Origin of the sequence: Streptomyces sp. NBC_01176 (genome assembly GCF_045039825.1) — a bacterium.
GTDB lineage: Bacteria > Actinomycetota > Actinomycetes > Streptomycetales > Streptomycetaceae > Streptomyces.
The window spans coordinates 7,530,867-7,544,427 of the sequence record NZ_CP108600.1 but is presented as its reverse complement, the minus strand read 5'-3'; the positions used below and the strand labels follow the sequence as shown (position 1 = coordinate 7,544,427).

Here is a 13,561-nt window from a genome sequence, read left to right as displayed (position 1 = left end):
ACACGGCGCGCCGCCCCGCCGCACGTCCGGCACCGCGTCGACGAGGGTGTGCGGCACCGCATCACCCACGGGTCCGGTCCGGGACGCACGATGGTGGTCACGCCGCGCGGCGTCGACCGCCCCCGCCCGCACGCCACATGACCCACGCCCCGCAGCCTTTGGCCTGATTCCTGCGTGACATCTCTTTCAGGACGGATTGCACAGGTTTCCCCATTCAACTTGTTCTCAAACCCGGTTCGCGAAGGCGGGGTGGACGAGTCGCCGCGGGCGTGCCAGGTTGTGCCCCGAAGGCGCGTCCCGGAGACGGGAGCTGACACCGCGTCTCCCCGCGACACAGCACCCGCACGGACCGAGCGGCGCAGCCGCGGGCGCCCGACAGCGCGCCCGCGGGGACCGAAGGGAGCGGCACGCGATGACCGACCAGGAACAGTCGGCGCAGGGCCCGGGAACAACCGGGCCAGGGCCCGACGGAGCGGGATTCACCTATCGAGGGGCCGAAGAGGAGCTGATCGCCGTCGCCCGCCCCGAGGCCCGGCTGCGCGCCCGGGCCGAGGGCGTCCACTCGGCGGCGGGCGCCGACGTCTCGGCCGTCAACATGTTCCTCAGTGACGAACAGCTCACGCTGGAGCCGCTGTTCGGCGGCGAGGAGCGACTCCGGCAGGCCGCCGCGGCGGGCGGCGACGGCAGCCCCGACCTCACGCTCTTCTACCGGGTGCGCGGCGTCGGGAACCGCGCCCAGGAACTGCGCTCCCGGATCGCCGCGCTGCCCGGGATCGACACGGCGTACGTGAAGCCCGCCGCCGTTCCCGCCTCGGCCAGGCCCGCCGGGCACACCGCAGAGGGCGCCGACGGCGGCCGGCGGGTCAAGGAAGGCGCGCCGGTCACGCCGGACTTCACCAGCCGTCAGGGCTATCTGCGCCCGGCGCCCGAGGGCATCGACGCGTACTGGGCCTGGCAACGGCCCGGCGGTACGGGCCGGGGCGTCACGGTGATCGACGTGGAGGGGGCCTGGCAGCTCGGCCACGAGGACCTGGCGGCGAAGCTCGCCGGTGTCGTCGTCGGCACCCAGATGACCGACCTCGCCTGGCGCAACCACGGCACCGCGGTCATCGGGATCATCGGCGCCGACCGCGACGAGTCCGGGGTCACCGGCATCGTGCCGGACGCGGTGACCGCGGCCGCGTCCTTCGAGGGCATCGGCACGGCGGCCGCGATCCACGCGGCGGCCGACCGGCTGGGTCCCGGTGATCTCCTGCTGGTCGAACTGCACGCGCCCGGACCGCGGTTCGACTTCGAACAACGCGACGACCAGCGGGGGTACATCGCGATCGAGTGGTGGCCCGACAATTTCGCGGCCATCCGGTACGCGACCGCCAAGGGCGTCCTCGTGGTCGCGGCGGCGGGCAACGGCGCCGAGTCACTGGACGACGCGGTGTACGAGCGCCGCCCCGCCGAGTTCCCCGAGTGGTGGCGCAACCCCTTCAACCCCTCCCACCAGTCGTCCGGCGCGGTGCTGGTCGGCGCGGGCGCACCGCCGCCCGGCACGCACGGCCGCGACCACGGCCCGGACCGCTCACGTCTGGCGTTCTCCAACTACGGCGCACGGATGGACGCCCAGGGCTGGGGGCGCGAGGTCACGACCACCGGCGGCTTCTGGGACCGGCCCGGCGATCTGCAGGGCGGCGCCGAGGAGATCGGCTGGTACACGGACACGTTCTCGGGGACCTCCTCCGCCTCCCCGGTGGTGGCCGGGGCGCTGGCCGCGCTCCAGGGCATGCTCAGGACGGCCGGGCAGCAGCCGATGTCACCGGAGCTCGCCCGCGCGGTGCTGCGGGCCAGCGGCTCCCCCCAGCAGGACGCGCCCGGCCGGCCCGCCTCCCAGCGGATCGGCAACCGGCCGGACATCAAGGCCGCGGTCACCCGTCTGCTGCCGGAGGCGGTCGGTTCGGGCCGGGCCGAACGGTACTGGGACGAGCTGCTGCCGTACCCGCGCGAACTCCCGCCCCGGCTCCGGCTGTTCGTGGCCGGTGACTGGCGCACCCTGAACAACCCCTCCCCCGAGATCCGGCAGGCGGTGCACTCCGCCTTCGCGGGCGGACGGCCCGACGTACGTGTCTGGTTCTCGGACGACGAGATCGTCGGCCTGGTGGTCACGGGCTGACGTACCCGCACGGTCCACGATTCACGGAAGGTGGCACCCGAATGAGCACCACCCCGCAGATGAGTCAGCAACAAGGACACCAGCACAACCAGCCCGACCAGCAGCAGGGCCCGAGCACGGCACCGCCCCAGCCCTTCGGTCAGCAGTCCGGGCAACACTTCGGTCAGCAGTCCGGGCAACACTTCGGTCAGCAGTCCGGGCAACAGTTCGGGCAACAGCCGCAGGGACCGCAGCCGTTCGGACAGCAGTCCCTCGGGCAGCAGACGCCTCCGCAGATGTGGCCTCAGCCGGTGGGGCAGCAGGTCCCGCAGCACCTGCGGCAGCAGCTCCAGCAGATGGGGCAGCAGCAACCCTTCCAGCAGTTGCTTCAGCAGCTGGGCGGACAGCAGCAGGGACAACTGCCCGGGCAGACGCCGGGACAGATGCCGGGACAGGGGCAGCCGGTGGTGCCGATGGGCGCCGTCGCCTCGCAGGCGCTGGTGAGCGGGACCGCCCAGCACTTCTGGGACGTGGTCACCCCGCTCCCGGGCCAGCCGTCCGTCCTCCACCTGTTCATCGACAACGCCTGGCGTCCCCTGGTGAACCCCGACCAGGTGACGCACGACGCGGTCCGGCAGGCCTTCGCCCACGGGCAGCGGGTCGTCGGCGTCTACGACGCCTACGGCAACACGGTGCAGGCCGTCATCGTGAACCAGTGACGCCGGTGACGGTCTGAGCGGACGGCAAAAGGGCGCCGGGCGGCACATGACCGCCCGGCGCCCCCCGCGTACGGAGCCGACGGGTTACAGGGCGACACCCAGCAGGGCGTCCACGGCGCGCGAGACCACACCGGTGGCGCCCTCGTCCGTGCCGCCCCGCTCGTGCTGGAGCACCGCCCAGCGGTCGACCGCGGCGAGCGCGGCCGGCGCGTCCAGGTCGTTCGCCAGGGCGTCGCGGATCTCCTCGACGAGGGCCTCGGCGGGCGGGCCGTCGGGCCGGGACACGGCGGCGCGCCAGTTCTCCAGGCGGGCGACCGCGTCCGCGAGGACGGCGTCCGTCCACTCCCAGTCGGTGCGGTAGTGGTGGGCGAGGAGCGCGAGCCGGATGGCGGCCGGGTCGACTCCGTCGCGCCGCAGGCCGGACACGAAGACGAGATTGCCCTTCGACTTCGACATCTTCTCGCCGTGCAGCCCGACCATGCCGGCGTGGACGTACGCCTTGGCCATCGGGAACTCGCCGGTGAGCACCTGGGCGTGCGAGGCGCCCATCTCGTGGTGCGGGAAGGCGAGGTCGGAGCCGCCGCCCTGGACGTCGAAGCCCATCCCCAGGTGATCCAGGGCGATGGCCACGCACTCGATGTGCCAGCCGGGCCGGCCGCGCCCGAGCGAGCCCCCGTCCCAGCTGGGCTCACCCTCCCTCGCGGTCATCCAGAGCATCGGGTCGAGCGGGTTCTTCTTGCCCGGACGGTCCGGGTCACCGCCCCGCTCGGCGGACAGCAGACGCATCGCGGCGGCGTCCAGGCCGGACACCTTGCCGAAGTTGGGGTCGGACTCGACGGAGAAGTACACGTCCCCTTCGAGCTCGTAGGCGGCCCCGGCGTCCCGCAGCCGCTCGACGAGCGGCACGATGCCGGGTATGGCCTCGACGGCGCCTATGTAGTGCCGCGGCGGAAGCATCCGCAGGGCGGTCATGTCCTCACGGAAGAGGGCGGTCTCCTGCTCGGCGAGTCCCACCCAGTCGACGCCGTCGCGCTCCGCCCGCTCCAGGAGCGGGTCGTCGACGTCGGTCACGTTCTGGACGTAGTGAACCTGCCGCTTGGTGTCGAGCCACACGCGCTGAACGAGGTCGAACGCGTTGTAGGTCGCCGCGTGACCCATGTGGGTCGCGTCGTACGGCGTGATGCCGCAGACATAGATACGGGCGACGGGACCGGGGTCGAGTGTGACGAGACCGCCGGTCGCGGTGTCGTGGATCCGGAGGTCGCGGCCCTCGCCGGGCAGGGCGGGGACCTCAGAAGCGGGCCAGGCATGCATGTCATGAGCCTAACCGGACGGAACTTCCGTATACGAACCGGACCAGGCCTGATGGCCCGGAAGGCCCTCTTGTGCGGGGCGTCGCACTGTGCATCGGCGTCCTTCCCGGCCGACTCCGGGGCTACGAGGCCCCGTCGCCACGGAGTCGATATGACCACACACCTGAACATATCGGTCCATACGCGCGTATGCCGGGTGTGACGTTGCACCAGTGTGCGCCAGGGGCACCCGAGAGCGGCGCCGCGAGGCGTACCGGGCGGGCGCACCCACCCGGCGGCATCCCTCCGCGTCGGGTTCCTCACACCGGCGGCGACGAGGCCTGACACGACCTCAGACCCGCGGCGCCGGCACCGGTGGCCCCAGACCGTCGGCCCCGGCGCCTTCAGACCGGTGGCCTCAGACCGGCGGCCAGGGGATCGCCGGCCACTCCCCGCTCGGTTCCGGATGCTTCCCCGACGCGAGCATCGCCTCGACGCGCTCGCGCGTGGCGTCGATCTCGGCGGTGGTGATGAGTTCGGCCAGCCGGGTGGCGAGCGGCGCGCCGGACGCCAGACCGTCCCGCAGCGTGGTGAGGACGTCGACCGCCTCCGGGGTCAGCGGCTCCCCGGCCCAGCCCCACAGCAGCGTGCGCAGCTTGTTGTCCGCGTTGAAGGTGACCCCGTGGTCGATGCCGTACAGCCGCCCCTCACCGGTGGGCAGCAGATGACCGCCCTTGCGGTCGGCGTTGTTGATCACGGCGTCGAGGACGGCGAGCCTGCGCAGCCGCGTGTCGTCGGCGTGCACGAGCAGCGCGGTGCGGCCCTCGCCCACCTCGGCGAAGCCGATGGCCTTCCAGCCCTCCGCGGGCTCCTCGTCGTCCACCAGGGCGAGCAGACCGGCCCCGTCGTCCTCGGGGGACGCCTCGACCCACAGCTGGCACATGCCCTCGCCGTAGGGTCCGTCGCGCAGCACGGTGGTCGGGACCAGCCCCCACCCGGTCGCCTCGGAGACCTCGTACGCGGCGACCTCGCGCTGTGCCAGGGTGCCGTCCGGGAAGTCCCACAGGGGGCGCTCCCCGGCGACCGGTTTGTAGACGCAGAACACGTCGCGGCCCTCGTAGGAGACGGAGCAGTACAGCACCGCGTTCGAGGCCTCACGGATCCGTCCGCGCACCTTCAGCTCGCCCTGGGCGAGCAACTCGGCCGTGGTCACGCTCCGCGGCGGTATCCGTTCTGGCGCGGACATACGTGTCCTTCCGGGTCGAGCGGGAGGCTGCACAGCGGGCACGGCGGCCGGCCCGCGTTGACGACGTCGAGGGCGCGCTTGGCGAAGGCCCGCGCCTGCACGCCGGTGAGCCGGACGCGGAGCATCGGCGGGCCGTTCTCCTCGTCCTGGAGGAGCCGTTCCTCGGCCTCGGCGAGGTCCTCGTCGGAGTCGGCGTCGAGTTCCACGAGGGCCTGCGCCTCGACGATCATGCGCTGTTCGTCACCGTCCCAGGCCAGCGCCATGGTGCCGACCCGGAACTCCTCCTCGACGGGCGTGTCGAGGGGGGCGGTGTCGGACACCTCGGTCGAGGCCACGGCCGGGACCGGGGCGATGCCGCCGGTGCGTCGTACGACCTCGTCAAGGAGTTCGTCCATGCGTTCGGCGAGTGCGGCGACCTGGGTCTTCTCCAGCGCCACGCTGGTCACGCGGGGGCCCGAGGAGGCCTGCAGGAAGAAGGTACGGCGCCCGGGCAACCCGACCGTACCGGCCACGAAACGGTCCGGGGGGTCGTAGAGGAACACCTGACGGGACACGTCCTGTCTCCATTGGATTCGGCATGCGGACCGGCTGACTGCGTCGGCCCGCATCGGTTGCTGACGACTTGCTGACAACTGATGCGCTGCTTCGACCGCCTCACCCTACTGCGGCCGACGATCACGGTGCGCCCGCACCGCCCCCGACCGGGGCGTCGCCGCTCGGGGGCTCCTCGCGCGGCGCCAGGGAGGCGAGATCGCCGGTGTCTCCGAGGCGGACGAGGAAGGGGCGCAGTCGTGTGTAGCGGATCGCGGTGATGGAACACGGTTCCACAGAAATCCGCTGGAAGAGATCCAGGTGAAGTCCGAGTGCGTCGGCGACGAGCGACTTGATGATGTCGCCGTGCGAACACATGAGATAGACGGCGTCGCTGCCGTGGTCGCGCTCCACGCGTGCGTTCCACTCGCGTACCGCCTCGGCGGCACGGGTCTGCATGGCCCGCATCGACTCGCCGCCGGGGAAGGCGGCCGCGGAGGGATGCGCCTGGACGACCTCCATCAACGGCTCGTCCTTCAGCTCGGCGAGCTTGCGGCCGGACCAGTCGCCGTAGTGCGCCTCGCCGATGCGCTCGTCGGTGTGCGCTCGTAGCTCGGGCCGGGCGTCGAGCAACGGCTGCACGGTCTCCTGGCAGCGCTGCAGGGGGCTGGTGACGACTTCGGAGAGCGGCAGCGCGGCGAGCCGCCCGGGCAGCGCCGCGGCCTGCTGGGCCCCGCGCTCGTCGAGGGCGACGCCGGGGGTCCAGCCGGCGAGCAGACCCGCGGTGTTGGCGGTCGAGCGTCCGTGCCGGACGAGGATCAGGGTGGGCATGCGAACCAGCGTAAACGGGTGACGCCCGGACCCGTCCGGGCCTGTGGACGAGCGGAGCCGGCGTGCGCGCCGGCCGGGACGGCGGGAGAATACGCTCCGTGATCGTCGACTGGGCCATCTACCGCGCCGGGCACCGGTCCGAGGGCCCCGAGGACCTCTCCGACGCCCTGGACACGGCGCGTGCCGAGGGCGACGCGTTCGTCTGGATCGGCGTGAACGAACCGACGGAACAGGAGTTCGACCTCGTCAGCAGCGAGTTCGGGCTGCATCCGCTGGCGGTCGAGGACGCGCTGAAGGCGCACCAGCGGCCCAAGCTGGAGGTCTACGACGACTCGCTGTTCATGGTCCTCAAGCCGGTCCGCTACGAGCCGGAGAGTGACGTCGTCACCGCGGGCGAGGTCATGGTCTTCGTCGGTGATTCGTTCGTGGTGACCGTCCGGCACGGCGAGAGTTCACCGCTCGCGGCCGTACGGCGCCGCCTGGAGGCGGACCCCGAGTCGCTGCGGCGCGGACCGACGGCGGTGCTCTACTCGATCGCCGACGCGACGGTGGACCACTACCTGGAGGTGGCGACCGAACTGGGGACCGATCTGGAGGAACTGGAGGCGGAGGTCTTCTCCCCGTCCGTCGGGGGCTCCCGGCACACCGCGTCCAGGATCTACGCCTTCAAGCGGCAGGTCATGGAGTTCCGCCGGGCGACGGTCCCGCTGACCGTCCCGCTGACCCGGCTCGCCGGAACGGGCGGGTCCGTTACGGCGGTGCCGTTCGTGGACGCCGCGGCGCAGCCCTTCTTCCGGGACGTCAACGACCATCTGGCGCGGGTGAACGAGTCGGTGGAGGGTCTGGACCGGCTGGTCTCGGACGTCCTCTCGGCGCATCTCGCGCAGATGAGCGTGCGCCAGAACGACGACATGCGGAAGATCTCCGCGTGGGCGGCGATGGCCGCGGTCCCCACGCTGATCGCCGGGATCTACGGCATGAACTTCGATCACATGCCGGAGCTGCACTGGCTGTGGGGCTACCCGGCGGTGGTGCTGGGGATGGTCACGCTGGAGATCCTGCTGTACCGGCTCTTCAAGCGGCGGGGCTGGCTGTAGCGACGGGCTCGCCCACTGGCGGCGGGCCGGCGACGGCGCCCGACGATCGGCACGCCGGCGGCGACAGCGCGCGAAGGCGGCGTGCCGGCAGGCGCGAGGACCGGGTGGGCCGGCCGGGCCGCCCGGCCACGGATCACGCGAACTCGTGTGCCGCGGCCGGAGGACCGCCCAGCGCGTCACGCCGCTCGGGCATCCGCAGGGAGACCATGCGCCGCCAGCCGCCCGCCCGCTCGTAGGCGTAGACGGCGTGGATGCCCGCGGTGAGCGTCGACGCCTTGGCGCGGGGCCAGCCGAGGATGCGCCCCATGTGGGCCGTCACGGCGAGACTGACGTCCCGGTAGACGCGGATCTCGGCGAGCGCGCACGCGCGCAGCGTCCGCTGGATGGCGTGGCCGTGCCCGGCCGAGGCGAAGCGCAGCAGCTCCTCGTGGCAGTAGGCGAGATGCCTGTCCTCGTCGTCGGAGATCATCCGGACGGCGCGGCCGAGCTCGGGATGGTCCGCGAAGTGCCTGCGCAACAGGTCCATCTGCTCGGAGGCGCGCTGCTCGGTGACCCTGCTGTGGGCGAGATACGTGACGATGTCGCGCACACTGAGCGGCTGCTCGCTCCTGAGCTTCTCGTGGGCGAGGCCGATGCCCCGGCGTTCGAGGAGGATCGTGTAGTCCGTGTCGGCCGGGACGCCGACCGGGGCGAGGCCGCGCTTCTTCATCAGGGCGTGGAAGATCCGCCCGTGCTTGTCCTCGTCGGCGCCGTGCCGGGCGATCTTCGGCGCGAGCCCGCGTTCACCCGGGGGGACGAGCGCGGCGATGCGCCCGTTCTCCCAGCCGCCCTGCGATTCCCCGCTGGCGGCGATGGAGCAGAAGAGCCGGAACGACTCGTCGTTGTCGAGGATCTCCTGGAACAGACTCTTGGCCGAAAGCATGACGCGCACCTCTCCGCAGTTTCCGCGCAGAAAACGAGTCAAATCGGATGCCGGGGACCCGGCAACCGATGTGTCGGACAAATCCGCCGAACGAAGGAGGGACAAGGAGGCCAGCGCGCGTAACCGAGCGGGCTCCCGCGCGTTGTTCACGGTGACGGCCGTGGCGGGGAAGACCCCCGAGCCCCCACCACGGCCGCGGAACTCTCCTGTCGGAGTATGTCGAAGCAATCCGTCGCGTTACGCCAGACCGGCCCGCTCCAGGGCGTCCGAGCCGGCGCGGAGCGAGGCGATGCGGTCGACGAGCGTGAAGCCCGCGGGCGCCAGGGTGAGCGTGGTGACACCGGCCGCCGCGTACGCCTGCATACGGTCGGCGATGCGGTCGACGGAACCGAGCAGCGTGGTCTGGTCGATCAGCGCGTGCGGGACGGCGGCGGCGGCGCCCTCCTTGTCGCCGGACAGGTACTTGTCCTGGATCTCGGCGGCCTCCTTCTCGTACCCCATGCGCTGGGCGAGCTGGTTGTAGAAGTTCTGCTTGCGGCTGCCCATCCCGCCGACGTACAGCGCGGTGTACGGGCGGAACGTGTCGGCGAGCGCCGTCACGTCCTGGTCGGCGCCGACGGCGAGCGGCAGCGTCGGGCAGACGTCGAAGCCCTCCATCGTCAGGCCCGCCTTCTCCCGGCCCGCGCGCAGGAACCTGATCGCGGTGTCCTCCAGATGCTCGGCCGAGGGGAAGATCAGCAGCGCGCCGTCGGCGATCTCACCGGTCTGCTCCAGGTTCTTCGGGCCGATCGCGGCGACGTACAGCGGGATGTGCTCGCGCTCCGGGTGCACGGTCAGCTTGATCGGCTTGCCCGGGCCGCCCGGCAGCGGCAGCGTCCAGTGCTCGCCCTCGTACGAGAGCCGCTCCCGGGTCATCGCCTTCCGCACGATCTCCACGTACTCGCGGGTCCGTGCCAGCGGCTTGTCGAACTTGACGCCGTACCAGCCCTCGGAGACCTGCGGCCCGGACACACCGAGGCCGAGGCGGAAGCGGCCGCCGGAGAGCGAGTCGAGGGTCGCGGCGGTCATCGCGGTCATCGCCGGCTGACGGGCCGGGATCTGGAAGATCGCCGAGCCGACGTCGATGCGCTCGGTCTGTGCGGCGACCCAGCTGAGCACGGTCGCCGCGTCGGAGCCGTAGGCCTCGGCGGCCCAGCAGACGGCGTATCCGAGCCGGTCGGCCTCCTGGGCGACGGCGAGATTGTCCGCGTCCATTCCGGCTCCCCAGTAGCCGAGGTTGATCCCGAGCTGCATGGCCGATCCCCTTACCGATCAGTAACGTCCCTTGTGCCGGAGACCCTAGCGCGCGGGCGGGCATTCTGACCGGAACGGGTTCCGGCTCTGATCATCCAGGTTGTCCACAGGGCCACCACGAGGTGAGTTCTGGCCAGTAATCTCGGCGTCCATGGAGCAGAGGCATCTCGGCCGTACCGGCCTGCGTGTGTCCCGGATCGGACTCGGCACCCTCACCTGGGGACGGGACACCGACGAGCATGACGCCGCGGAGCTGTTGAAGGTGTTCTGGGAAGCGGGCGGGAACCTCGTCGACACCGCGGACGTGTACGGCGACGGGGAGGCCGAGTACGTGCTCGGACAACTCATAGAAGGGCTGGTGCCGCGCCGCGACCTGGTGATCTCCACCAAGGCGGGCAGCGTGCCCGACCCGGACCGGCGGTTCGACGGCTCGCGCGGTCACCTCCTGTCGGCACTCGACGCCTCGCTCCAGCGTCTGGGCACCGACTACGTGGATCTGTGGCACGTGCACGCCTTCGATCCCGGCACCCCGCTGGACGAGACGCTCCAGGCACTCGACCTCGCGGTCAGCAGCGGCCGCGCCCGGTACGCGGGCGTGTCGAACTTCTGCGGCTGGCAGCTCGCCAAGGCGGCGACCTGGCAGCTCGCCGCGCCCGGCACCCGGACCCGGCTGGCCAGTACGCAGATGGAGTACTCCCTGCTCCAGCGCGGCGTCGAGCGGGAGGTGCTGCCCGCGGCCCTCGACCTCGGCGTCGGGCTGCTGCCCTCCTCCCCGCTCGGCCGGGGCGTGCTCACCGGGAAGTACCGGGGCGGCACGCCGTCCGACTCCCGGGGCGGCTCGGAGCACCTCGCGCCCTTCGTCGCGCCGTACCTGGACGACACGGCGAGCAGCATCGTGGACGCGGTGACGACCGCCGCGGACGGCCTCGCGGTCACGCCGCTCCAGGTCGCGCTCGCCTGGATCCGCGACCGCCCGGGAGTCGCCGCCCCGATCGTCGGCGCGCGCAACGCGCAGCAGCTCATGGGCGCTCTGTCAGTGGAGGCCCTTAGTCTTCCTGACGAGATCTGCCGGGCGCTCGACGACGTGTCGGCACCGGTGCACCACTATCCCGATCACGACTGGAGCACGCTGTGAGCACGGAGCCCGAGACCACGGAGGAAGCGGAGCCGGGGGCCCTGGGCGCCGCGGCGGAGGCCGACACCCCCGGGACCGGCGATGCCCCAGGAGCCGGTGACGTGCCCGGGACCGGTGACGTGCCCTCCGTGAGCGGGGACACGGACGGGGGCGGGGACGGGGACACGGACGGGGGCGGGGACGGGACCGGGGCCGCCGAGGGCGGGTCGGAAAGTGCCGAGGGCCCGACCGAGGAAGCGGCGGACGGGACCGAGGGGGCCGCGGCCGGGACCGAGGGCGCCGCAGCCCAGCTGTCCGAGGCCGAGGCCGAGTTGGCGGCCCAGCGGCTGGAGCGGGAGCGGATCGAGCGGCGGAAGGCCGAGAAGCGGGGTCCGATCGCCGCCGGTACCGGCCTCAGCGGGACCGCCGCCGACCTGCTGGCGGCGGTACGGGCCGTGGAGAGCGGCGCGAAGCCCGTGGCCCCCGCCTTCCGCGAGCCCGGCCCGGCCCCGCGCGCCACCACGCCGGAGCCCGCGCGACGCCCGCTGCCGGTGTCCGCCCCGGCCGCGTCCCCGTCGGCTCCCGCCCCGCGGACCGTCGAGGCCGTCCGTGCCGTCCTGACCGGCGGCGGCGCTCCCGACGGGCTCGCACCACAGGTCGTCGCCGCCCTGGGCGAGGGCGCGGACGGGCAGCTGCGCGAGGACCCCTGGCAGTTGCTGCGGGTCGCCGGGGTACGGCCCGAGCAGGCCGACGGGTTCGCCCGGGCGCTGCTCGGCGCGGAGTGCGGTCCCGACGACGAGCGACGCGGTCGCGCGCTCACGGTGTGGCTCCTCGAACAGGCGGCGCTCGCCGGACACACCGCCCTCGACGCTCCGGCGCTCACCGCCGCGCTCTCCCAGCGCTCCGTCCCGGACCCGGACGAAGCCGTGCAGAGCACCCTCGCCGAGGGCGACGCGCTGGTCTTCCAGGACGCGCTGGAGACGACGGCCCCCGTGGCCGCCCCCGCACGTGACGACGCCGAAGAGAGCGCCGAGGAGGGCGAGGAGCGCCCGGTGCGCGTCCTCGTGGGTCTGGAGCGGTACGCGCTGGCCGAGGAGAGTCTCGCCGACGGACTGGCCCGGGTGATGAACTCCGTCCCGAAGGACGACGGTTCGGCGGCCGACTGGGAGCGGGCCGCCGCCTCCGCCGGCCGCTCCGCCGCCGACCTGATCCGCACGGCCGCCGGCCACGGCCTGGTCCTGCACACCGGCGGGGACGCCTCCCGGGCCGAGGCGGCGGCCCTGCTGCGTGCCGCGCGCGGCCTCGGCCTGCGCGCCTGGGCCGCCACGCACACCGCCGACGGCCGCGCCCTCCGCGCCTCCGGGCCGGCCCCGCACGACCTGCCGGACGGGCCCGAGGGCGGGGAGGACACCACCGTCGTCACCGTCGCGGACCTGCTGTCAGGCGCCGAGGGTCCGGGCCGGGACGCGGACGGCGCCCTGGACCTCGACCTCCTCGTCGTCCTCGACGCACCCCAGCTCGACGTGGAGACGGCGGCCGTGCTCGCCGAGTCGCTGCCGGACGGTGCGCGGCTGGTGCTGAGCGGGGACCCGGGGGTGCTGTGGTCGGCGGGTCCCGGCAGGGTCTTCGCGGATCTGCTCGCCGCCCGCGTGTGTCCACAGGTCGCCTCGCGGACGCCGGACCCGGGACCGGTCGGGGAGCTGGTCTCCGGGGTCGGGATCGGCGAGCTGAACCAGGTCGAGGCTCCCGGCAAGGAGGTCGTGATCGTGCCGGTGCGCGACGCCGGCGAGGCGGTGCACCGCACCGTGCAGCTGGTCGCCGACTCGGTGCCGCGCGCGATCGGCATCCCGGTCGAGCAGACGCAGGTGATCACTCCGGGGCACGGCGGCGCGGTGGGCACGCGGGCGCTCAACAGCGCGCTCAAGGAACGGCTGAACCCTGGCCCCGGCCGCTTCGGGGGCTTCGACCCGGGCGACCGGATCGCGTACTCCCCCGCGCCGGGCCGGACGATGCCGGGTCGGGTGGTGAAGGCCGACGCCGACGGCCTGCACCTGGACTGCTCGGGCGCCCCCGTCGTCGTACCGAAGGAGCGGGTGGAGCAGTCCGTTCGGCTCGGGTGGGCGCTCACCGCGCACCAGGCCGTCGGCCTGCGCTGGCCCGCCGCGGTCGTGGTGCTGCCGGGCGACGCCGCGGCAGCCCTGACCAGGCCGTGGGTCTACACCGCCTTCGGCCGCGCCGAGCGCCATCTGTCCGTGGTCCACGGGGTGGAGCAGGCGCTGCAGCGGGCGGTGGCGGAGGTGCCGCAGAAGCCGCGCACCACACGCCTGCCGGCTCTGCTCAGGGCACAGGTCCCGACAGCGGGCTGAGGACCTCGCG

General features: G+C 73.0%; 11 protein-coding genes. 5 read left to right on the top strand and 6 right to left on the bottom strand.

Annotated features, from left to right (window positions below; genetic code table 11):
- Positions 1-412 precede the first annotated feature (412 nt).
- Positions 413-2,161 (top strand): S8 family peptidase, encoded by a 1,749-nt coding sequence (locus OG199_RS32715; RefSeq protein WP_405832501.1) that lies wholly within the window; start codon positions 413-415, stop codon positions 2,159-2,161.
- 41 nt (positions 2,162-2,202) lie between these two features.
- Positions 2,203-2,859 (top strand): hypothetical protein, encoded by a 657-nt coding sequence (locus tag OG199_RS32710; protein WP_405832499.1) that lies wholly within the window; start codon positions 2,203-2,205, stop codon positions 2,857-2,859.
- An 84-nt stretch (positions 2,860-2,943) separates the two neighbouring features.
- On the opposite strand, the gene mshC is transcribed toward OG199_RS32710, so the two are convergent.
- The 4 genes from mshC to OG199_RS32690 all read right to left on the bottom strand — a co-directional run bounded on the left by mshC (position 2,944) and on the right by OG199_RS32690 (position 6,759).
- A complete protein-coding gene (mshC, locus tag OG199_RS32705; protein WP_356803828.1) occupies positions 2,944-4,173 on the bottom strand; it encodes a cysteine--1-D-myo-inosityl 2-amino-2-deoxy-alpha-D-glucopyranoside ligase in 1,230 nt (409 codons plus the stop codon).
- Positions 4,174-4,569: 396 nt separating this feature from the next.
- A complete protein-coding gene (locus tag OG199_RS32700; RefSeq protein ID WP_356803826.1) occupies positions 4,570-5,397 on the bottom strand; it encodes an SCO1664 family protein in 828 nt (275 codons plus the stop codon).
- Positions 5,361-5,951, bottom strand: a complete 591-nt coding sequence (locus tag OG199_RS32695; protein ID WP_266697919.1) for a DUF3090 domain-containing protein — start codon at positions 5,949-5,951, stop codon at positions 5,361-5,363. Before OG199_RS32695 ends, OG199_RS32700 begins: the two co-directional genes overlap by 37 nt.
- A 121-nt stretch (positions 5,952-6,072) precedes the next feature.
- A complete protein-coding gene (locus OG199_RS32690) occupies positions 6,073-6,759 on the bottom strand; it encodes a histidine phosphatase family protein (protein WP_266697920.1) in 687 nt (228 codons plus the stop codon).
- Positions 6,760-6,857: 98 nt separating this feature from the next.
- Here OG199_RS32690 and corA point away from each other — a divergent pair, with 98 nt between their 5' ends.
- Entirely contained in the window at positions 6,858-7,856 is a 999-nt protein-coding gene (gene corA, locus OG199_RS32685) for a magnesium/cobalt transporter CorA (protein WP_356803822.1), read from the top strand.
- A 133-nt stretch (positions 7,857-7,989) separates the two neighbouring features.
- On the opposite strand, the gene OG199_RS32680 is transcribed toward corA, so the two are convergent.
- Positions 7,990-8,778: a ferritin-like domain-containing protein gene (locus tag OG199_RS32680; RefSeq protein ID WP_356803821.1), complete on the bottom strand. Its 789-nt coding sequence runs from the start codon at positions 8,776-8,778 to the stop codon at positions 7,990-7,992.
- 237 nt (positions 8,779-9,015) lie between these two features.
- Positions 9,016-10,071, bottom strand: a complete 1,056-nt coding sequence (locus OG199_RS32675; RefSeq protein ID WP_356803819.1) for an LLM class F420-dependent oxidoreductase — start codon at positions 10,069-10,071, stop codon at positions 9,016-9,018.
- 151 nt (positions 10,072-10,222) lie between these two features.
- Between OG199_RS32675 and OG199_RS32670 the strand changes: the two genes are divergently transcribed.
- Positions 10,223-11,206 (top strand): aldo/keto reductase, encoded by a 984-nt coding sequence (locus OG199_RS32670; protein ID WP_356803817.1) that lies wholly within the window; start codon positions 10,223-10,225, stop codon positions 11,204-11,206.
- The gene (locus OG199_RS32665; protein ID WP_405832495.1) at positions 11,203-13,551 is read left to right on the top strand and encodes a helix-hairpin-helix domain-containing protein; all 2,349 of its coding nucleotides are present in this window, start codon (positions 11,203-11,205) and stop codon (positions 13,549-13,551) included. Before OG199_RS32670 ends, OG199_RS32665 begins: the two co-directional genes overlap by 4 nt.
- The last annotated feature ends 10 nt before the right edge of the window (positions 13,552-13,561 follow it).